The following is a 23,102-nucleotide window of genomic DNA, read 5'->3' as shown; positions in this document are numbered from 1 at the left end:
TGCCTAACCTTCCGCTTTGCTTATGGTTAATGCAGAAAGTTGGATTCATGCTTTAACAGCAATTTCTTATGAAGAATTATGAGGAGCTTCGCCGACAACTCCTTACTATTGACCGCAAAAGCTACAAAGCTTATAAACAGATCAAAGGGCAATATGCCTTTGGCAATTTCAGTTTAAATATTGACTATGTACAGGGCGATCCTTTCGCCAGTCCCAGCCAGTTGGCGGTGCGCATGTCATTAGCAGAAAGTGGATTTCCGCAGGGCAGCTATAAAAACAAAAGCCGACAAATAGCTTTATGCGACTATATCAGTAGGGTATTTGCCCAGAATTGCATAAAGCATTCTAACCGTCGGGGCACCGGCCATAGTGGGAAAATGTTTATGCCTTCCATAGGGCAGGAGATACTGGAAAGGAATGCCACCGTACTTACCGATCAATCCATAGAAGTCAGGTTCAATGCAGGTTTGCCGGCCAGAGGCAGAAGTGTACTGGGCAGGCAGGCAGTAGATATGCTGATAGAAGATTTGCCACAAATTGTACAGGAAAGCTTGTACTACAATACGCTGGATAAGAAGGCATTGCAAAAGCACATTGAAGTAGCCGAGGATGCAGATTTTCTAAGAGCACAACTTGAGTCAATGAACCTGGTGGCTTTTGTGGCGAATGAAGCGATACTCCCTCGCCTAAGCGGAGTAGATGATCGTCCTATGCGTGAGCAAGCCGTTCCTTTCCGTTCGCCTTCCTCATTAGAAGTCACAGTAGACCTCCCGAACAGAGGGAAAGTTAGCGGTATGGGTATTCGCAAAGGTATTACCCTCATCGTTGGAGGCGGTTATCATGGTAAGTCTACCTTACTTCGTGCCATTAGCCTGGGCGTGTATAATCATATCCCCGGAGATGGACGTGAATACGTAGTAACCGATGCCAGCGCGATGAAGATACGGGCAGAAGACGAAAGAAGCATTCAGAAGGTAAATATCTCTGCTTTTATCAATAACCTGCCTTTGCAGCAGTCAACCGAAGCTTTTTCTACCCCCAATGCCAGCGGGAGTACTTCCCAGGCTGCCAATATTATGGAAGCGCTGGAAGCAGGCTCAAAACTTCTGCTGATTGACGAAGATACCTCAGCCACCAATTTTATGATCCGCGATCATCGGATGCAGCAGCTTATCAGAAAAGAAAAAGAGCCTATCACACCCTTTCTGGACAAAGTGAAGCAGATGTATGACGATCATGGCGTTTCCACCATTCTGGTGATGGGTGGCAGTGGCGATTATTTTGAAGTAGCTGACTGTGTGATTGCTCTTGAAGAATTTAAGATAGAAGATGTCAGTCAGCAGGCCAAGTCTATTGCAGAAGAACACCAAACGCACAGAACCAGAGAAGGAGGACAGCAATTTGGAGTGCTAAGCAACAGGCAAATTGACCATCAAAGCCTGAATCCCGAAAAAGGTAAAAAGTCGGTAAGCATCAAAGTACATGCTACGGATCACATGCTCTACGGAGGAGAAAAAATTGATGTGAGCCAGATAGCACAGCTTGTGGATCAGGGGCAACTCAAAGCAATTGGCGAAGCGATGGTAAATCTGTATCATAATGCGAATAGAAAATCCACACTTGCAGAGGATCTGAGCCACTGCGATCAGCTGGTGGAGGAGAAAGGACTGGATGCTTTGTCTCCCAAACTGAGAGGCGATCTGGTGAGGTTCAGAAAAGTAGAATTGGCAGCGGCCATCAACCGCTTTAGAAATCTGAAAATCATATGAGCTTATGAAAAAGGATATCAAATTGTTTGCCTTGAAACCCGATGAAGACCTGGGGAGAAAGGTTGCTCAGCGACTGAGCATAGCGTTGTCTGAGCTGAAAGCAAGAGACTTTGAGGACGGAGAGCACAAAATCCGCACGATGGAAGGCGTAAACGAAAAAGATGTCTACGTTATCCATTCGCTCTACGGTGATCTGGATGCCAGTGTAAATGATAAGCTGGTCAAGTTGGTCTTTTTTCTGGGCTCCCTCAAAGATGCCGGAGCCAGGAGGGTAAATGCTATCATCCCATATCTCGCCTACGCCCGCAAAGACCGTAAGTCCAAAAGCCGTGACCCGCTCAACACCCAGTACCTGGCCCGCATGATAGAAGCGGTAGGTACTGACAGGGTCCTAACGGTTGATGTACATAATCTGCAGGCTTATCAGAATGCTTTCCGTTGTAAGACGATACACCTGGAAGCCCAAAAGCTTTTTGCAGACTATCTTGAAACAAATAAGAAGCATGAGCCACTGGCGGTGATGTCGCCGGATGCCGGGGGAGTAAAGCGGGCCCAAGCTTTCCGGGCGTTGATGCAGGAAAAAACAAAGCAGGAGATTCCACTCATTTTCATGGAAAAAGAAAGAAGCATGGGTGAAGTCAGCGGTGAAGCCTTAGTGGGCGATGTGGCAGATAAAAACGTGATCATCATTGACGATATGATCAGCACCGGCACTACGCTCAGCCGAGCAGCCGCTGCCTGCAAAAAGGCCGGAGCAAAATCAGTAAGAGCTATGGCCATCCACGGACTGTTTGTCAAAACTGCCGGAGAAGTATTGTCAGCACCGGAAATTGAGGAGTTGATCATTTGCAACACCATTCCACCTTTCCGCCTACAGAATACCGAAGTAAGCAGAAAACTGAAAGCACTGGACATCTCACCCTTGCTGGCCGATGCCATACATACTCTGAGTGAAGGTGGCGAACTGGAGATGATGTAGGTGTTAATTTTTATGCATGTCCATAATTCCAGAATGTATTTTAAGGAGATTATTCTCTCAAGGGAAGCAAAGCCTGGAGTAAAAATTTATATTAGGTGAAATTTACCTGACGGGGTGAGAATAAAGCTATAATACAACATGCACAACCTATACCTATGCTGCATAGCAGGCTTACTGTTATGCGCTTGTACAAGTCAATCGCAGACGGAAAATAAGGAAACTTCCAAGCCCAATATCGTCCTCATCATGGCGGATGACTTAGGCTATGGGGGAATTAGCTGTTATGGAGAGCCTAATATCCAAACCCCTCATCTGGATTCATTAGCTGCAAATGGTATCAGGTTCACCAATTTTCATGCCAATGCCCCGGTCTGTACCCCTACACGAGCTGCCTTACTCACCGGAAACTATCAGCAGAGAGCAGGGCTGGAAGGCGTGATTTACGTTCGGGGGGAGACCAGAGAAGTAGGTCTGGATACAAGCCAGCTGACCATAGCCGAACTGATGAAAGCCAATGGTTATGTCACGGGTATAATGGGTAAATGGCATCTGGGTTATAAGAAGGAGTTCAATCCAGTACATCATGGCTTTGATGAGTTTTATGGCTACGTCAGCGGCAATGTAGACTATCACTCCCACTACGATAATGCCGGTATTTACGATTGGTGGCACAATCTGGACTCTATACAGGAAGAAGGCTATGTGACAGATTTGATTACCGAGCATTCGGTAGATTTTATCAATCAACATAAAGATGAACCCTTTTTTCTCTATGTACCACACGAATCTCCTCATGTTCCTTTTCAGGGTAGAAATGACCCTGCCTATCGCTTTCCCGGAGAGGAGTTTACCTATTACGGTCCGGTAGAAGATCAGCAAAGAGCCTACAAAGAAATGGTAGAAGTAATGGATGAAGGTATAGGCAAAATTATGGCAGCCCTCAAAGCCAATGGACTGGAAGAAAATACTTTGGTGATTTTCATTTCTGACAACGGAGGGGAAGCTTTTGGGAATAACGGAGGCTTAAACGGACAGAAAGGAAATCTGTACGAAGGTGGACATAGAGTGCCTGCCATCGCTTACTGGAAGAATAAAATTGAGCCGGGTGAATCTTCAGTAACACTGATGACCATGGACCTACTACCTACCATTTTATCAGTCAGCCAGACGCCTATTCAGCAGGATGTTGCCTTTGATGGTAAAGATTTTTCTTCGGTTTTATTTGAAGGAGAGGCTGCTGATCAGACTGCACTTGAGGATAGAACCTTGTTCTGGAGATACCGGGATCAGAAAGCTGTCCGCCGAGATGCGTGGAAATTGCTGATCACTGAGTCGGATACCGCTTTGTACAACCTGACACAGGACCTTGAGGAAACGACCAATCTTTCCGAACAGCAGCAGGATATTGTGGCAGACCTATTAGATCAGCTTGCCACCTGGGAAAGAGAAGTAGGTCAGGAAAACGATATGAAAACCCTTTAAACTAACTCTGGAGCGCGTTTGTAACGCGTTCTACAACAGTTAATAAACTTTTATACAACCCTAAACACATTATGCTACACTACTGGATTACTGCTTTAGCATTTTGCATTTCGCTGATTTTCTTTCCTCTGCATACCCAACAATCTCCCCCTGAAGACACACCTCCCAATATCCTGCTCATCCTCACCGATGATCAGGGTTATCATGATGTTTCTTACTACGGCACGGAAGATTTACAGACTCCCCATATTGATCAGATTGCCGCCGAAGGTATGCGCTTTGATAATTTTTATGCCAACTGCCCGGTCTGTTCTCCCACGCGTGCAGCACTGCTTACCGGTCGCTATCAGGATTATGTAGGGGTGCCGGGTGTAATCCGTACCCATGCTGACAATAACTGGGGCTATCTGGACCCAATGGCTACGCTGCTGCCTCAGGAGCTGAAAATGGCCGGTTACCATACCGCCATCATTGGTAAGTGGCATCTGGGGCTGGAATCTCCCAACACTCCGGTAGAGCGGGGCTTTGACTACTTTCATGGATGGCTGGGCGATATGATGGACGATTACTGGACACACCGTCGGCACGATATCAACTACATGCGCCTCAATGGTAAAGAGATTGACCCTGAAGGCCATGCGACTGATCTTTTCACGCAGTGGTCAGTAGACTACATCAAAAGTCAGGAAGACGATAATCGCCCTTTCTTTCTTTATCTGGCTTACAATGCGCCTCATTTTCCGGTACAGCCTCCGCAGGAATGGTTGGATAAAGTGACGGAAAGAGAAGAAGGCATAGACGAAACCCGTGCCAAGCTGGTCGCTTTTATTGAGCATATGGACGATGGCATCGGGCAGGTGATCAACGCACTGAAAGAGAGTGGGCAGTACGACAATACCATTATTGTTTTTTCCAGTGATAATGGTGGTCATTTGCCCAGCAAAGCCAATAATGGCCCGCTGCGTGATGGCAAGCAAAGCATGTACGAAGGAGGTTTGAAAGTACCCACCGCAATCAGCTGGCCGGGAAAAATAGCAGCGGGTAGCGTGTCGGAGAATAGATATTTGTCTATGGATTTGTATCCCACTTTGTTGGCGCTGGCCGGTATGGAGCCCAAAGATAACATTGAAGGACAGAACTTTCTCCCGGAATTACTGAACGGCTCGCAAGCCGATTTTGACCGCCCAGTGTATTTTACCCGGCGGGAAGGCGGAACCCGTTACGGTGGGCAGAGCATCTATGCGGTACGATTGGGCGACTGGAAGCTTTTGCAGAATAGCCCTTACGAAGCGTATGAATTGTATAACCTTAAAAATGATCCTCAGGAGGAGAATAACCTGGTGGAAGCAGAACCGGAGAAGTATGAGGAACTCAATAAACTGATGATGCAACATATTCAGAAAGGAGGGAAAGTACCCTGGCAAAAGCCTGAAAAATAGCAAAATGCTCATAAGAAGATTGCTGATTTTTACCAAATACTGCTAATAGCAACACCATGAAACTTATATTCAAACTAAGCCTATTGCTTTGCTGGAGCTTCACTTTCAGCAGCCTACGAGCACAAAGCACGAAAAGCCCTAACGTCATTCTGATGCTGGCCGATGATCTGGGGTATAATGATCTATCCATTTACCGGAAAGCCCATAAAGAACAGGGAGAACGGCCTCCCACCAGTCAGACGCCCAACATAGATGAGCTGGCCGAGCAGGGCATGAGGTTTACTGATTTTTATGCCGGGGCAGCAGTCTGTTCTCCTTCCCGTTCTGCCCTGATTACGGGGCGTAATGCTACGCGTGTGGGTATCTACAACTGGATTCCAGAGAATGCGCCCATACATTTGCGAGATGAGGAAGTCACCATAGCAGAAATGCTGAAAGAACAAGATTATGCTACCGGACACTTTGGCAAGTGGCATTTGACTTCTCAGGGAACTGAACAGCCTCTGCCCAACGATCAGGGTTTTGATTACAGTTTTTATGCCTACAACAATGCGGTTCCTTCTCATAAAGACCCCGAAAATTACTACCGCAATGGTGAAGCAGTAGGGAAGATGAAAGGTTACGCCTGTCAGCTGGTCATGGATGAGGCGCTGAATTGGCTGGAGGAAAAAGGAAATACCGATGATAAGCCTTTTTACATCAATGTGTGGTTTAATGAACCTCATATGAAAGTGGCTGCCCCTGAAGAACTGACCAAACGCCATGCTTACAATCAGGAGTATTATGGGGCGATAGAAAATATGGACCTGGCAGTAGGCAGATTGATGGACTACCTGAAACAGAATAATCTAGAGGAAGAAACTATCGTGATGTTTACTTCAGATAATGGGTCTCAGTGGGACTGTTCTAATGATCCTCTGAGGGGAGAGAAGTGCTTTAATTTTGAAGGAGGCATACGCGTGCCCTTTGTCATCCGGTGGCCAGGCAAGGTGCCGGCAGCTCAGGTGAGTGAGTTTCCCGGAGGCTTTACCGATGTACTGCCTACGCTGGCTGAATTTACCGGGTCCTCTTTACCAGCCGAGCGTACAATTGATGGTGTTAGTCTGGCCTCAGTGTTTAGAGGGGAAGCGAAAAATACTGAACGGGAAAATCCTATCTTTTTTTATCGCTACTTCCATGATCCTATCTGCATGTTGAGAGACGGTGACTGGTGCCTTTTAGGCTACAAAAACCTGATTCCTTATGCAGAAAGTCTGAACGAAGGAGAACTGGCGAATATCCGGCCCTGGCATTTTCAGGCAAACCACATGGAATATTTGAAAGACCTTGAGCCGGAACATTTTGAACTCTATAACCTGCGAAGGGATAGGGAACAAAAAAACGATGTAGCTGACGCACATCCGGAGCGAGTTGAGAAAATGAAAGCCAAAATGCTGCATCTGAGGGATGAAATGGTTAGTGAAGGTGGAAATTGGTATAGATAGATAGGCCAATTCCGACATAATAAAAGAAGTTTTTTGCGATGAATATGTAGTTTGTACAAAAAAAGTATTAATTTTACTGAACACTGTTCATTATATTCACGTTGTATAGTCTATATGGGAACCAAAGACAGAAAGCAGAGAGAAAAAGAGCAGCTCAAAGGGCTTATTTTAAAAGCCGCCAAGGAAATCTTTTTTGAAAAAGGATTTCATAGTACCAGCATACGCAATATCGCTGACCAAATAGAATACAGCCCGGGAACTATTTATCTCTACTTCAAAGATAAAGATGCGATTTTCCATGAGCTGCACAAGGAAGGTTTCCAACTGCTGAGAGAAAGCAAAATGCAGGTATTGCGAGAGATAAAAGATCCTTTTGAAAGGCTGATTGCCATGGGAAAAGGCTATCTGGAATTTGCCCGTGAAAACCCTGACTATTACGATCTGATGTTTGTCATCACTAATCCCATGGAAGCACTGGAAGATAAAGAGTGCTGGATGGAAGGACAAACTGCTTTTGACATTCTGGTAGGAGTGGTAGATGAGTGCATTCAGCAGGGCCGCTTTAAGGGGCACGATGCCGAGAACCTGGCCTATACCGTATGGTCTACCCTACACGGTATGGCTACCATTGATATCCGGGGGCGCTGTATGGTCATTAGCGAAGATAAACGTGATCATATTGCTGCTATGGGTTTTGAAACCCTGGTCATGCTGCTGGAGAAAAACTAAATTTTTTTGTCATTATACTAAACAGTGTTCATTAAAAATACAATGTATATGTCTCTAAAAATCAAACCATTACTAGCTGTCAGCCTGCTATGTGTTTTGCTCGCAGCTACCCCTCAAAGCAAGGCTCAGGAGGTGCTGGATGCCTATACTCAGGAAGGCTTAGAAAATAACCTGGTAATTCAGCAGAAGCATGTGGGATTAGAAAAAGCCATGTATACGCTTAAGATAGCCAGCAGCTATTTTCAGCCTGCTTTGGATTTTAATACCAGTTTCAACCATGGGGAAGGAGGTCGTGCTATTGCCCTACCGGTTGGCGATCTGCTGAATCCGGTATATGCTACGCTCAATGAGTTGGTAGAAGAAAATAACTTTCCGCAGATAGAGAATGAAAACCAACAGTTCTTTCCTCAGAACTTTGTTGATGCCCATGTGCGTGCTTCCATGCCGCTCTATAACCGTGATCTTTACTATAACCATACGATACAGCAGCATCAGGTACAGCTTCAGGAGTACGAAATCAAGGTATATGAAAGAGAACTGGTTAAGGATATCAAGACAGCTTATTTCAGGTACCTGAGCGCAGTGGAAGCGGTGAAAATTTATGAAAGCGCGCTTTCGCTGGTCAATAAAAATGTAGAAGTAAATCAGGCTTTATTAGATAACGGAAGAGGCCTTCCCGCTTCCGTTTTGCGGGCAGAAAGTGAGCTGGAAGCGGTAAAGGCACAACTGCAGGATGCTAAAAACTATGAGCAAAATGCCCGACGTTACTTCAACTTTTTGCTAAACCGCGAACAAACTCAGACCATCAGCATAGATAGTGCACTAAAAAACCAGGTAAATGAGGTGGCCACCATGATGGATGCTGCGGAAATTCAGCACAGAGAGGAACTGGAAATGCTCAAAACCGCGGACCTGATTAACCATACTGTTCTCAACATGAAGCAGAATTTCTGGCTTCCCAAGCTCAATGCTTTTGCAGACCTGGGAGCCCAGGCAGAAAACATGGACTGGACCAGCCATTCACGCTATTTTCTGGTCGGCCTTTCTGTAGACATCCCGCTCTACCAGGGTAGAAGAAATCACTACCAGATCAAACAGGCCGAATTAGACCTTCATGCCAACCGATTCAACCTGGACCATACTACACAACAATTGCAAATGGCAGTTGATGTAGCACTGAACAATCTGAATACCGCTTATCAAAATCAACTGGCTGCGCAAAAGCGTCTGAAGTCAGCAGAGAGCTATTTCCGCCTGATAGAAAGAGGTTATCAGGAAGGCACGAACTCACTCATTGAATTTATAGACGCCCGCAATCAGCTCACTTCTGCCCAGCTTCAGCAGAGCATCAGTACCTATAAGGTGCTGGGCGCTATGGCTGAGTACGAAAGAGAAAGCGGAACCTATACTTTACCCTAATTACAAATTAAAAACTCCACATTACAAATTGCTAAGCTTTTGATTATTAGTCAGTTATTAAATTTTCAATATGCAATTGTAATCAATAATGGTATCCATAAACCAAATCATTGTCTATAAAAACTAAGTAATATGAAAACTTTTCAATCTCTGATTCTTATTGCTTTCACAGCACTGCTGTGGCAGGCTTGTAGCCCGGCAGAAAGTGCCAGGGCCATACCCGAAGCTGATGCACCTATTCCGGTACAGGTGATGAAACTACAAAAGGAAGAAGTAGCCCAGCCCATCACTACTTCAGGGCAGTTTACCACTGATGATGAAACTACCCTTTCTTTCAAAAGCGGAGGAGTAATTAAGGACATCTTCGTGAAAGAAGGAGATTTTGTTCGCAAAGGCCAACTGCTGGCTACACTGGACCTGACAGAGATCAAGACAGGCGTAAATCAGGCGGAACTGGCGTATCAGAAAGCGCAGCGAGACTTCAAACGTGCTGAAAACCTGTACCGTGATAGTGTGGCTACGCTGGAACAATACCAGAATGCGCAAACCGCTTTGGCACTGGCAGAAGAACAATTAAAATCTGTAAAATTTAACCTGAATTACGCTGAAATCAGGGCGGCGGCAGATGGCTATGTGCTTAAGAAGTTTGTCAATGCCGGACAGGTAGTAAGTTCAGGTGCTGCCATCATCAGAATCAACGGAGCAGGAAATTCGCATTGGATTTTTAAAGCAGCGGTGAGCGATAAAGAGTGGGCCGTGATACAGGAAGGAGATAATGCCAGTATCACTACCGATGCTATGCCCGATCAACCTATCCCGGCTGAGGTCGTCAGAAAGTCAGAAGGCGCTGATCCGGTGAACGGCGCGTTTAGCCTAGAGTTAAAAGTGAAGGAATCAGGACAAAAGATGCTAGCTTCTGGTCTATTTGGTATTGCCACCATTATTCCTCAGCGTAAAATTAATGTATGGCGCATTCCCTACGAAGCACTGCTGGACGGTAACGCTGACCGTGGCTATGTGTTTATCACCTCAGACAATCAAACTGCCCGGAGAGTAGAAGTAAACGTAGCTGCTATGGACAATGACTATGTCCACATCAGTGGTGGTTTGGAAAATGCTACAGCGCTTATCACCCGGGGCAGCGCCTATCTGAAAGATCAGTCTTCCATCAGTATAGTGGAGTAAACCTCAAAAACCAAGAGCATGAAAATATCAGAATACGCTGTAAAAAATTATCAGTTTACGCTGGTGATCTTCCTGATGGTGGTAGCCCTGGGCGTGACTACCCTGCTGACCATGCCTCGCAGTGAAGACCCTGAGATCAATGCCCCGCAGTTTCCGGTAGTGATCATCTACCCTGGTACCAGCCCTGAAGACATAGAAGAGTTGGTAGTAGACCCATTGGAAAAGAAAATATCCGAGCTGGAAGATATCAAAAAAATCATGACTTCCATTAGCGATGGTGTGGCCGTGATGCAGGTGTTTTATAAATACGAAAGCGATGTGGATGATAAATACCAGGAGCTGGTGCGTGAAGTGAATGGCCTGCGTGATGAGCTTCCCAAGGATATCCATAGCATAGATGTGAATCAGGTGAACCCTTCTGACGTCAACATTATGCAGATTGCGCTGATCTCGGAAAATGCATCCCGCAAAAGCCTGAAGTTTGAAGCAGAAAGGCTACAGGATGAACTGGAAAAGCTGACCGAGCTGAAGAATGTAGAAATTCATGGCCTGCCGGAAGAAATTGTACGGGTAGACCTTCGCCTGGAAAAAATGGCGAATATGCATGTGCCGCTCAATGCCGTCATGGGTAGCCTGCAAAATGAGATGACCAACATCCCCGGAGGAAGTGTGGAAGCCGGACTTAAATCTTTCAATGTCAAGACCAGTGGAGACATAGATAAAGTGGAAGAGATCGCCAATACCATTGTCTTCTCGCTGAACGGCAAAAACATCTTACTGAAAGATATAGCAGATGTGCGTCTGGACCATGAAGTAGATAAGCATATTACACGGCTCAACGGGCATCGCAGTATCTTTGTCACCGCTGCGCAAAAGGAAGGCTATAATATCTCTCAGACCCAGGAAAAGTACCAGCCAGTGCTGGAAGCATTCGCCACACAACTCCCTTCCAATGTTGACATGGTGCAGCATTTTGATCAGGCAGATAATGTCAACAGTCGCTTGGGAGGTCTGGGCATAGACTTCCTGGTTGCAATTCTGCTGGTCTCCATTACACTACTGCCGCTGGGTGGGCGTGCCGCCCTGATCGTCATGATTTCTATTCCCCTTTCGCTGGCGATAGGTTTGGTATTGCTCAATGTGCTGGGTTATAACCTGAATCAGCTTAGCATAGTCGGGCTTGTGGTCGCTTTGGGCCTGCTGGTGGACGACAGCATCGTGGTAGTAGAAAATATAGAAAGATGGCTTCGTGAGGGCTATAGCCGGATGCAGGCTACCATTTTGGCTACCAAACAGATTGGTTTGGCAGTAGTAGGTTGTACCGTAACGCTGATCATCGCTTTTATGCCACTGGTTTTTCTCCCTGAAGGTTCAGGTGATTTTATCCGAAGTCTGCCTATGGCGGTGATCACCTCGGTACTGGCTTCCATGCTGGTGTCGCTCACCATTATTCCCTTTCTTGCCAGCCGTATGCTGAAAGAGCAAGCCGGTCATCCGGAAGGTAATGTGTTTTTGAGATCATTACAGAAAGTCATTCATGGCAGCTATGCCCCTTTGCTAGACAGGGCTTTGAAAAGACCGGTGCTAACTTTAATCATTGCGGCAGTTATCTTTTTTGGCTCATTACAATTGTTCCCGGTCATTGGATTCAGCCTGTTCCCTATGTCGGAGAAGCCTCAGTTTCTGGTCAATGTGATCGCACCATTGCAGTCTAATATAGGCTATACCGAAGCAGTAGCCAGAGAAGTAGAAAAAGAGCTGACCAACATTTCGGATGTAAAATACTTTGCGACCAATGTAGGAAAAGGCAATCCAAGAGTTTACTACAATGAGATTCCTGAAAATGAGCGGACAGATTTTGCCCAGCTGTTTGTGCAACTGGAGGAAGGCACTTCTATGGAAAGAAAGCTGGAAATCACCGAAAGCTTACGCGATAAGTTTAAGCAGTATCCCGGAGCCCGTATAGAAGTAAAAAACTTTGAGCAGGGACCACCGGTCACCGCACCTATAGAAGTGAGGCTATTGGGTAATAATCTGGATACCTTGCGTATGCTGGCGGGCTGGGTAGAGAATATGCTGAAGAAAAGTGAAGGTACGCTTTACGTTAACAATCCGGTGAGCCATCTGAAGTCTGATATCAAAGTAGATATCAACAAAGAAAAGGCCCGTATGCTGGGCGTCAATACCATAGATGTAGCGCGTACTGTGCGATTGGCCATTGCCGGACTTCCGGTAGGAAGCTTTTCTGACGATGAGGGAGAAGACAGAGAGGTACTGCTGACCACTCCTCTGATGCAAAGCCGCAGTGAGCGGGCTTCACTCTCCGCTTTTGACCATATGTATGTCAATAATATGCAGGGCGATGCCATTCCTATCCGCCAGATCGCAGACCTCAGCCTGGAAGCTTCACCGCTTACCATTGATCACTATAATAAGACAAGGATGGTAGCAGTAAGCTCCTTTGTAGGCAAAGATTATCTCACCGATGATGTCTTGCAGGATGTGATGAATCAGATGGATGAATTTTCTTTCCCGGCAGGTTATACCTATATGATGGGCGGAGAATACGAAACCCGGCAAGATTCTTTCGGAGGCTTCGGCACAGTGATTATCGTAACCGTATTTCTATTTATTGCCGTGTTGATTCTGGAGTTCAAAACTTTCAAAAGCACGCTGATCGTATTGTCTGTTATTCCGCTGGGCATGGTAGGAGCACTGATGGCCTTGTGGATGACCGGCAATTCGCTGTCTTTCGTAGCCATCATCGGACTGATCGCGCTGGCTGGAATTGAAGTCAAAAACTCCATACTGCTGGTAGACTTCACCAATCAGTTGAGAGAAGAAGGTCGGAGTTTGGAAGAAGCCATACGGGAGGCCGGTGAGCTACGCTTTCTGCCCATCGTACTTACCACTTTAACCGCCATTGGCGGACTGATTCCCATCGCCATCTCCAGCAATCCCCTGATTTCACCCTTGGCGATCGTGCTTATCGGAGGATTGATCAGTTCCACTTTGCTATCCCGCGTTGTGACGCCGGTGGTGTACAAGCTGATTCCACCCAGGATGGAGCGGGTAGAAGAGAAGAGGCTGGTGGCACAGGCCTAAATTACTATACAGATAATTTGATAAAAGTGAGTAGTGAGCAATAAACAGTCACTACTCATTTTTTTATGATTAAGCATAAGGGTTTAATGTCAAACGGTATTCTGTAGATCAGTTCTCACCGCTTTTTATTATCTTATTGCATGAAGTAAGTTATCTAAGCAGTACAACAACCTACAACTGAATTTATGCAAAGAAGAAATTTCCTAAAAACAGCCTTTTTAAGCTCGGCTGCCTTTACGGCTTTGCCTCTTTATCACACACACGCCAAAACTTTTGAACACATTGCGAATGAAGCTTCAGATCTTAAAATTACTAAGATCAGGTATTACAGTGCTCCCGGCTATAACAAACCTCTTTTCAATCAGGCCCGGGGTATTGTGGAGGTAGAGACCGATGGGGGTATCATTGGCATAGGAGAGGGAGGCACAAAAGATACCATTGAGCAGTGTGCACAAATGCTGATCGGCCGAGATCCTTTCCGTATTGAACATCTCTGGCAGTATGTCTACCGGGGCATGTTTTACCCTCCCGGAAGAGAAAAACTTCATGCATTAGGAGCCATAGAAATGGCACTATGGGATATCAAAGGTAAAGCGCTGGGAGTGCCGGTCTATGAGTTGCTGGGTGGGTCAACCCGGGAATATGTGGAATGTTATGCTACCGGTTTCAGGGCTTCCAATGCCAGTACAGAAGAAGAGAGGGCGAGAGGTTGTATAGAAGCAGGACTGAGAGCGTACCGCATCGGCCCCACCGGAGGAAATGGTGAAGAAAGGTTTGACTTTTATGAAAATGCCAACAAGACCATTGAATACTGTAAAAGAATTGATGAAGCGGTGGGAGGAAATGGAAACTGGGCTATTGACCTGCACACCCGCTTTGATACTACCGAAGGTATAAAGATCTGTAAGGCTCTGGAAAATCTGGAACCTTACTTTGTAGAGGATATCGTCCGCTCTGAAAACCCGGAAGTTTACCAAACCATTCGGCAGATGACGCATGTACCCATAGCGGTAGGCGAACAGTTTGGCGATCGCTGGGATATCAACGAACTCATAGAGAACCATCTCATTGATTATACAAGAGTAACACTCCCCAACACCGGAGGAATCTCCGAGCTAAAGAAAATCGCTGCCCTTTGTGAAACGCATTATCTGGGAATGATTCCGCATTTTACCGGACCGCTGTCTACAGCGGCTTTGGTACATGTACTGGGTTCCAGCAGTCCCACCCGCTGCATGATGGAGTTGGTGGGCGGTGAGCCTGAAAGACCAGCTTATTTTAATGAAGATCTGCTTAATTTCAGAAATGGTAAATTGTACCTGAATCCTAATCCTGGGCTGGGCGTACAATTTGATCCTGAGAAAGCAGACTTCATTATGGAAGTGGCTGCCAACACTGAATTTCCTCATCCCATACTTACCAGCCCGGATGGTTCTATCCATAATTGGTAAGTTTTTCTATTGATCCATTGAGATAAGTATAATGTGCTACCGGCTGGTAGCCAATAGTTATACAGCACAGTACAGGATGACTTCTGCTGAAAATTTGACTTTATTTTTGTTTCAATAATAACGTTTAATAGTGAGTTGGTTTTAAAAAAGTCTTAAGAATACTCCACGATTTTAATTTAATAATAGTATACTGAGCTTTTGTGGGAAGAGTTTCCTTTTTTAATTGAAGAAACAGTTTGATAGCACTTGCTTTTAGCAAGACATCTTTCTTTCCTTAACCATAATTACCTGTTCTCATGATGAAAGAACAAATACAGAACACTACTGACGAACACTTATGGTCAGCTTTCAGAGAAGGTAGTGAAAATGCCTTTGATCTGATATACGGGAAAATGTTTCCGGTATTGTTCAATTATGGTTATCGTATATGTCAGGATGAAGAACAAGTAAAAGACTGCATACAAAATATATTTGTAGAAATCTGGCAGAAGCGCGATCAGGTAAAAGAAGTATATTCTCTTAAGCACTACTTCCTCAAAATTATGCGGAGGAAGGTGTTTAAAGCTTTAAAAAGCAAACAAGACAATCATTTTAAGTTATTCGGTTTAGGGTTTGCCGGACAGCAAGAAGATAAGCTGATATCTTTTCTGCCTAATCAGCAGGGCATAGAAGATGGTGACTCTTTTATAACCATCAAAAAAATTCGGCGAGCAGTAGAGCATTTATCTGCACGTAAAAAAGAAGCAATCCTACTTAAGTTTTATGAAAATCTAAGCTATGTTGAAATCAGTGAAGTAATGGAACTGAGAGACCCTAAGTATGCCCGCCAGCTGATATACCGTTCATTGGACGACTTAAGAGAAAGCCTGCATGTGAAGCGAAATATCAGTATCTCAAGCTGTAGTGTGAGTGCTATTTTTCTGCTGAGCTTCCTTTGTAGTTGCATATAAAGTACATCATTAGAATATAGACGGTAAATTATTTTTATTAAAATATATCGTAAACATTTTTATGTAGACTATTTTTTATAAGCCTTTCAAAAAGGCAAAAATCACAGACCGCAAGAGCAGTACAATATCAAATGGTATGAATGAAAATCGCTTACATTTTTCGCAGTATACGCTGGAAGAAAGCAAACAATCTGGTCGCGATGAAAATGCAGCGCAAAAGGTAAACAAAACTGATGCTGAAATATGGAGTGCTTTTCGGAGAGGAGACGAAGAGGCTTTGGTATATATTTATACAGAATATGTCAACAAAATGTATAACTATGGCTGTCAGTTTACCTCTCAAAAGGAATTGGTAAGTGATTGTATACAGGAGCTGTTTACAGAAATCATCAGTAAAAGACATAAGCTGGGTAGTACTGCTTCTATCAAACACTATTTGTTTAAATCACTGCGAAGAAAGTTATTACGGGTACTGAAAAAAGAGAAAAAGCATCGGCAGGATGGTGAAATAAGTACCCTGGAGGGATTCAACATTCTGGAAGATACAAGCGTGAAGTTTATCCACCAGGAGTTTACTGATCAACAAAAAGGGATCATTTCCAGCGAATGCAACCAACTGCCTACCCGGCAGAAAGAGGCCCTGCTACTGTATTTTTATGAAGGGATGAGCTATAAAGAAATAGCGGAAACTGTAGGTATGAGCAGGACCAAATCTGCGCGAGCATTGATTTACCGCGCCATTGATTCTCTGTCTCAGCGTTTGCAAAAATACAAAGGCATCCTTTATCCTCTATGGCCGCTACTGATAGCAGGCCAGATTTTTTAGCCCCTTCGCTTCTGTTCATTTCTACAATAGCCTTAATGCCCTTCTTTCCAAGACCCATTTCTAAATCATACACTTTCGGGGTCCTGTAAAAATACGCTAAGAAGTTTTTTTCAAAAAAGTTGAAAAAAACTATGGTCATTTCTTCTTCCGCTGTCTATATATAAATAGAACCAAGGAAAAGCATGCAACAGAAAAGGGATGATATACAGGATTTTCTGAAAGATGAGTACTTCGTGAAGTGGGTGCTTCGTCCGGATGAAAAAACAGACACTTACTGGAAAGAGTGGATTAGAGCGCATCCCGAAAAGCTAAAGCTTGTTCGCCTGGCCAGAGAGATGATATCCAGTTTTCAGTATCAGCATACCTATCGCTTGCCCCAGGATACTTATAAAGATATGCTGAATAAGCTACGAACAAAGCAGGTACTCAGCAAATATGATGAGCCAAAGAAGGTAGCCTGGTATGTTCGTATAGCTGCAAGTATACTGATCGTGATACTAGGTAGCCTAAGCGCCTGGCAATTGTCTCAGGAAAGTCAGGTAAAAGAAGCTGAGCCTATCCCCCTGGTGGTAAAACGTACCCAGAAAGGAGAAAAGCTGACTGTAAAACTACCTGATGGGAGTACAGTTAAGCTGAATTCCAACAGTATTCTGGTATTTCCCGAGGTATTCGTACAAAAAACGAGATATGTGAAACTGGAAGGCGAGGCGCTCTTCTCTGTTGCCAGAGATGCCACAAAGCCCTTCATTATCACAAGCGGAGAGGTTCAAACTGAAGTATTGGGCACCTCCTTTAATGTGAGAGCTTACGAGGACGAGTCGGATGTAGCGGTAGCAGTTGTCAGCGGCAAGGTAAGTGTGAAAGGAAGTGGAACTGATAAAGTGCAACTCTCCCCCAATGAAGTGAGCTACTATCACAAAGCGGATGCTAGCCTGATGGCGAAAAAGCAGGATGTAAGCGACCTTATCGCCTGGACGAAGAACATTCTGATTTTTGATGAAGCACCCGCAGAAGAAGTATGGAAGAAACTGGAAGACTGGTACGGTGTGAATATCATAGTTCCTAAAACACAGGTAATCCACGGGAACTACAGTGGAAGATATCATAACGAGTCTCTGGAAAGAGTACTGGATGGAATCAGCTACGCCTCGGAGTTCTCTTATGAGATACAGGAAAATAAAAATATAATCATCAAAGCACTGCCTATGAAAAATAAAAAAGCAAGCTAAACTGACTGCAGACGACCTTAACTAATACTACTAAAACCTATTCTCATACTAACAACCTAAGACTATGAAACACAAATCTAAGAAGACATTGCTATGGATGTCCAGGCTGATGCTCTACAGTACACTATTTCAGTTCTTTCTGATAGATGTACTACATGCTACTGATAGCCATGGACAGGATGATAAGAGTGTTTATGAAATTCAGATATCACTCAGGAAGGATACTTACAAACTGGAAGATGTGCTGAGGGAGATTGAAGAAAAAACTGATTTTTCCTTCACCTACGATGACTCAAAGGTAAACCTGACTAGTCATGTGTTGCTGGGCGTGAAGGCGGGTTCTCTGGGTGAAATCCTGATGGAATTATCCAAGCTTGAAAGTATTAAGTTCAAAAGGATTGGCCGGAATATCCATATCTCCAGAAAAATTGAGTCGGAAGACTCTATACTTGAGCAGGCCGTCATTGTACAACCTCTGCTGATTGTTTCAGGAACAGTAAGCTCCCCTACGGATAATGAAGGCTTGCCGGGTGTCAACGTGCTGGTAAAAGGAAGTAGTACCGGTACGGTAACCGATATTGAAGGAAGGTATAGCATCAACGTGCCCAACGCTAATGATACGTTGATATTTTCATCTATTGGCTATACTGCCCAGGAAGTACCCGTAAATGGCAGATCTGTGATTGACATTACCCTTACGGAAGATATTCAAAGCCTGAGCGAGGTCGTAGTAGTGGGGTACGGAAGTATGAGAAAGCAGGATATCACCAATGCTGTCTCTGTTATTGATATGGATAAGATAGGCGAAAGACCAGCCTCCAACATGACCAGTCTGATGCAGGGACAGGCTCCGGGAGTAGTGGTAAAGCAAAATACCGGAACACCCGGTGAGGAACTGGAAGTAAATGTTCGCGGTATAAGCTCGCTGGGAGCAGGTAGCGATCCACTCTACGTGATTGACGGTTTTGCGGTAGGCAATTCAGTAGGGCAATACCTCAATCCTGCGGATATTGAAAGTATTACTGTGCTGAAAGATGCCGCTTCCACCGCTATTTATGGGGCCAGGGGTTCCAATGGTGTGGTGCTTATTACCACCAAGTCGGCCAAAGAGGGCCAGGTCAATCTGTCCTTCAATGCCACTTACGGTATACAGAATATACCGGACTCCAGAAGAACTAAAATGATGAACGGCCCGGAATTCGCCCAGATGAAGAAGGAAGCCTTTATGGACAAAATCCGCTACTTTGAAGGCAGGGAGCCCAGTGTAGAAGAAGTTCCTATCAACTATCGCTATCCCGAAGAAACTCAATACTCCACTGATTGGGTGGATGAGATACTTAACCAGAATGCCAGTTTTCAGAATTATAATGTCATGCTGGCTGCCGGTAAAGGAGCAGTAAAATCCTTGCTTTCTGTAGGGTATGTCAATCAGGAAGGGGCTGTGATTGAAACAGGCTTTGAACGCTATAATGTGAGGGCAAATCTGATGGGGGATATCAATAAAAACATTTCGCTGGGATGGAATCTCGCTGGTTCTTTTACTGACGAAGCATATGCCAATACCACTGGTAGAGATGCGATTATGGGGCAAGCTCTATGGGCAGATCCCCGCTATCCGGTATATAATGAGGATGGTACTTTTAATGCCTATATCGGCGGAGTTGACGGAGTTTTCGGTACTTCCAATCCTGTGCAGGAACTCAAAGAAATGCAGCGAGACCGCAATAAGACCAATGTGATCTCCAATGGCTATGTGGAGTTTTCCTTTCTACAAGACTTCAGGTTCAGGTCCTCTGTCAATGTAGGAATTACCAACCTGAGAGAGAATGAATTCAGGCCATCGTTCCTGGCAGGCCGTGGTTTTAATAATCCTCCTCCCCGGGAAGCCAGCCAGCGTGAGTTTTATTCTGAGTTGATCAATGTGTCTACTGATCAGGTGCTTAGCTATTCCAAAAATCTGGGCGATCATCAGGTCAGTGCAATGTTGGGTTACTCCGCACAGGAAGAAAACTTAAGAGGCCTAGGGGCTACTGGCGATGAATATCCCGATGACATTGTCAGGTTTCTGGATGCGGCTGCCCGTGTAGACGCTGGCTCATTTGAAGAAGGCTGGAGTCTGCTGGCCTATATCGCCAGGGTAAATTATTCCTTCCGAGACAAATACCTGATGTCAGCTACTTATCGCCGCGAAGGAAGCTCACGTTTTGGGGCCAATAACAAATGGGGTGATTTTCCCGCCGTGTCAGTAGGCTGGAGAATTTCTGAAGAACCCTTCTTACAGAATAGTATCCTGATAGATGACTTGAAGCTGAGAGCCAGCTGGGGAGTTACAGGAAACAACGACATAGGAAACTATACCAGCCTCTCTACCATGAATCCGGCGAATTATATACTAGGGAATAGCTTTGCCAGCGGACAGGTACTGGCAGCCTTTGCCAATGCAGATCTGGGATGGGAACAATCCAATCAGTTGAATATTGGACTGGATCTGGCTCTTTTTGAAAACCAGTTGTCCTTTACTGCAGAGTACTACAACAAAGTTACGAATGACATGCTGTTGCCTATTGAGATCCCTGCCATATCAGGTTTTCAGAGCACCTTTTCAAATATCGGTAAGGTAGAGAATAAAGGGATAGAGATGGCACTGGGCTACAGAACAGCGATAAATGAACTTAACCTCCGTGCGGATTTTAATATCTCATTTAACCGCAACAAAGTCTTGGAAATTCTGGGTGAGAATGATGAGATCAGAAATGGTGGCTTCTACAGTACCTACAATGTATCTGTACCCGGCAGGCCCATTGGTATGTTCCACGGCTTCAGAATGTTGGGCATATTTAATACCGAAGAAGAAATTGACAATGCGCCTATCCAGGATGGCGCTATACCCGGTGTATACATTTACGAAGATACCAATGGTGATGGTGTGATTTCTTATGACACCGAGGACATGGTGGAGATTGGTAATCCTCATCCAAAGTTTGTCTGGGGACTTACTTTGGGAGCAGATTACAAAAGATTTGATATCAATGTCCTCGTTACCGGAGCTCAGGATTATGACCTGTTCAGAAACATTGAAGCAACTACCCTGAACATGGATGGAGTATTTAACATCCTGGCTGAGGGAAAAAACAGATGGAGATCGGCAGAAAACCCCGGCAATGGATGGATACCTACCACCAATACATGGAAATGGCAGCGTGAATCTAACTCCCGCTATGTATATGACGGAAGCCATGCCTGGATCAGAAATGTAAGTCTGGGCTATACCATTCCCAGCTTTAATAACACTCGTGTATTTTTCAGCGCCGACAATCTCTTGTTGATTAGTCAGTATCCGGGTAATAATCCTGATGTAAACCAGCGGGGTGGCATCAATCCGGGCTTTGATGATGAAACCTACCCCGTTCCTACCACTTATTCTTTAGGTGCCAAAATAAACTTCTAAACCCATGCATAGATATAAATTTACTATCCCCAGTATACTCCTTACACTGACTTTGCTCTCTTGTGGTGAGGATTTTTTGGATAAAACAGATCCTACCCGACTGGTATCAGATAATTTTTATCAGACAGAAACACAGGTAGAGCAGGCCCTGAATGGTGTATATTCCCAGCTACAGAATATTATCTCCGACCAGTGGCAGTATAATGAGTTTATTACTGATAATACCACTTTACATTTTAATGTGGGTAACCGTGGACAAGGGCCAGCACTGGAAGCTATTGAATTCTGGCAGATCAACTCTTCAACCGGAAATATCGCTAATCTTTATAACAGTCTTTACAGTGCCATGGTAAATATCAATACTACCCTGGCAAAGCTGGAAGAAGCTACCTTTGATGAAGCAGCAAAAACTGAGTTTGAAGGCCAGCTCAAATTTCTCCGGGCTTACTATTACTTTCATCTGGTACAGTATTTTGGAGAAGTGATCATCATTACCGAGCCGCTGTCCTCACCTTCCGAAGCCTGGGAGTATGAGCGTCAGCCGGTAAGTGCCGTATATGAACTGATTGAAAATGACCTGGATGATGCTGTCAATGCACTGCCGGTAAGCTATCCTGCCGAAGAAGTAGGAAGAGTGACCAAAGGGGCAGCCCTCTCATTGTTAGGTAAAGTTTATCTTACCAAAAAAGAGTACGATCAGGCAATCAATACACTGACTGAGGTCACTAACCTCAACTATGAACTCTTGGATAACTATGCCGATGTGTTTGACCCGGCCAATAAGAACCATATGGAATCCATCTTTGAAGTTCAGTTTCAGGGAGGAAATGAGTTGGGTGAGCACAGCAACTTCATCTATACCTTCGCACCCCGTGAGTCAGTAGGAGCGGTCATTGATTTTCCTGGTCAGAATGGAGGCGGGTGGAATACTCCTTCACTGGACATGATCGCTGCTTATGAGGAAGGAGATGAGCGCAAAGAAGTTTCCTTAAAAGAAGGCTATACCAGCCTGGAAGGGGAGTGGGTAGCCGTTCCTTACATCAACAAATACAACCATCCGCATACCATACGTGAACGTACCGATGACAACTGGCCAATACTCCGCTACGCTGATGTATTGCTCATGCTGGCTGAGGCCATCAACGAAGTTTCCGGGCCTACTGCCCAGGCTTATGAATACCTGAATGCGGTACGAAGAAGAGCAGGCCTGGATCCGCTGGATGGTTTAGGAAAGGATGCATTTCGTGAAGCGGTATTACATGAAAGAAGAATTGAACTGGCTTTTGAAAACCACCGCTGGTTTGATCTGAAGAGAACGAAAACTCCTGAGGAACTGGCGGATTTCATGAACGCTTATGGTGAGATTGAAAAAAGTAATCCGACAACCGATAGAGGGGGGATTCCTTTTTCGGCAGCGGACTTTGATTTTGAGCCTTACGAAGTCCTGTTTCCCATTCCTGCTGATGAAAGACTGATTAATAGTAACCTGACGCAGAACCCGGGCTATTAAAGTGAATAATTGAAAAAAATTGATTAAACTAAATGAAAGAGGTAAATATTCCTAAGCTTATCATTTTCACCATACTACGGTAAGTGGGCTGTGGGAC

Annotated in this window: 15 protein-coding genes; all 15 read left to right on the top strand. The window is 44.9% G+C overall.

Annotated elements, in window-relative coordinates; genetic code table 11:
* The first annotated feature begins 68 nt into the window (after positions 1 to 68).
* Complete coding sequence (locus WJR50_RS06970; protein ID WP_341292523.1) at positions 69 to 1,769, top strand: ABC-ATPase domain-containing protein; 1,701 nt, start codon at positions 69 to 71, stop codon at positions 1,767 to 1,769.
* 4 nt (positions 1,770 to 1,773) lie between these two features.
* Positions 1,774 to 2,748: a ribose-phosphate diphosphokinase gene (locus WJR50_RS06965; RefSeq protein WP_341292522.1), complete on the top strand. Its 975-nt coding sequence runs from the start codon at positions 1,774 to 1,776 to the stop codon at positions 2,746 to 2,748.
* Between the two features lie 138 nt (positions 2,749 to 2,886).
* Positions 2,887 to 4,230: a sulfatase-like hydrolase/transferase gene (locus tag WJR50_RS06960; protein ID WP_341292521.1), complete on the top strand. Its 1,344-nt coding sequence runs from the start codon at positions 2,887 to 2,889 to the stop codon at positions 4,228 to 4,230.
* A 71-nt stretch (positions 4,231 to 4,301) separates the two neighbouring features.
* On the top strand, positions 4,302 to 5,669 hold the full coding sequence (locus WJR50_RS06955; protein ID WP_341292520.1) for a sulfatase family protein: 1,368 nt from the start codon (positions 4,302 to 4,304) through the stop codon (positions 5,667 to 5,669).
* Between the two features lie 56 nt (positions 5,670 to 5,725).
* Complete coding sequence (locus WJR50_RS06950; RefSeq protein ID WP_341292519.1) at positions 5,726 to 7,153, top strand: sulfatase-like hydrolase/transferase; 1,428 nt, start codon at positions 5,726 to 5,728, stop codon at positions 7,151 to 7,153.
* A 114-nt stretch (positions 7,154 to 7,267) separates the two neighbouring features.
* On the top strand, positions 7,268 to 7,882 hold the full coding sequence (locus WJR50_RS06945; RefSeq protein ID WP_341292518.1) for a TetR/AcrR family transcriptional regulator: 615 nt from the start codon (positions 7,268 to 7,270) through the stop codon (positions 7,880 to 7,882).
* 48 nt (positions 7,883 to 7,930) lie between these two features.
* Complete coding sequence (locus tag WJR50_RS06940; RefSeq protein ID WP_341292517.1) at positions 7,931 to 9,301, top strand: TolC family protein; 1,371 nt, start codon at positions 7,931 to 7,933, stop codon at positions 9,299 to 9,301.
* 132 nt (positions 9,302 to 9,433) lie between these two features.
* Positions 9,434 to 10,486 (top strand): efflux RND transporter periplasmic adaptor subunit, encoded by a 1,053-nt coding sequence (locus tag WJR50_RS06935; RefSeq protein WP_341292516.1) that lies wholly within the window; start codon positions 9,434 to 9,436, stop codon positions 10,484 to 10,486.
* Positions 10,487 to 10,504: 18 nt separating this feature from the next.
* Positions 10,505 to 13,591 (top strand): efflux RND transporter permease subunit, encoded by a 3,087-nt coding sequence (locus tag WJR50_RS06930; RefSeq protein ID WP_341292515.1) that lies wholly within the window; start codon positions 10,505 to 10,507, stop codon positions 13,589 to 13,591.
* 185 nt (positions 13,592 to 13,776) lie between these two features.
* The gene (locus tag WJR50_RS06925) at positions 13,777 to 15,042 is read left to right on the top strand and encodes a mandelate racemase/muconate lactonizing enzyme family protein (protein WP_341292514.1); all 1,266 of its coding nucleotides are present in this window, start codon (positions 13,777 to 13,779) and stop codon (positions 15,040 to 15,042) included.
* A gap of 296 nt (positions 15,043 to 15,338) precedes the next feature.
* Positions 15,339 to 15,992, top strand: coding sequence for an RNA polymerase sigma factor (locus WJR50_RS06920; RefSeq protein ID WP_341292513.1), 654 nt, complete (start codon positions 15,339 to 15,341; stop codon positions 15,990 to 15,992).
* A gap of 136 nt (positions 15,993 to 16,128) precedes the next feature.
* Entirely contained in the window at positions 16,129 to 16,818 is a 690-nt protein-coding gene (locus WJR50_RS06915) for an RNA polymerase sigma factor (RefSeq protein ID WP_341292512.1), read from the top strand.
* Between the two features lie 182 nt (positions 16,819 to 17,000).
* Positions 17,001 to 18,047, top strand: a complete 1,047-nt coding sequence (locus WJR50_RS06910; RefSeq protein ID WP_341292511.1) for a FecR family protein — start codon at positions 17,001 to 17,003, stop codon at positions 18,045 to 18,047.
* A 64-nt stretch (positions 18,048 to 18,111) separates the two neighbouring features.
* The gene (locus tag WJR50_RS06905) at positions 18,112 to 21,495 is read left to right on the top strand and encodes a SusC/RagA family TonB-linked outer membrane protein (protein ID WP_341292510.1); all 3,384 of its coding nucleotides are present in this window, start codon (positions 18,112 to 18,114) and stop codon (positions 21,493 to 21,495) included.
* A 4-nt stretch (positions 21,496 to 21,499) separates the two neighbouring features.
* On the top strand, positions 21,500 to 23,005 hold the full coding sequence (locus WJR50_RS06900) for a RagB/SusD family nutrient uptake outer membrane protein (RefSeq protein WP_341292509.1): 1,506 nt from the start codon (positions 21,500 to 21,502) through the stop codon (positions 23,003 to 23,005).
* Positions 23,006 to 23,102 lie beyond the last annotated feature (97 nt).

Origin of the sequence: Catalinimonas locisalis (genome assembly GCF_038039535.1) — a bacterium.
Taxonomy (GTDB): Bacteria; Bacteroidota; Bacteroidia; order Cytophagales; family Cyclobacteriaceae; genus Catalinimonas.
This window is presented reverse-complemented; position numbering and strand designations above follow the sequence as displayed.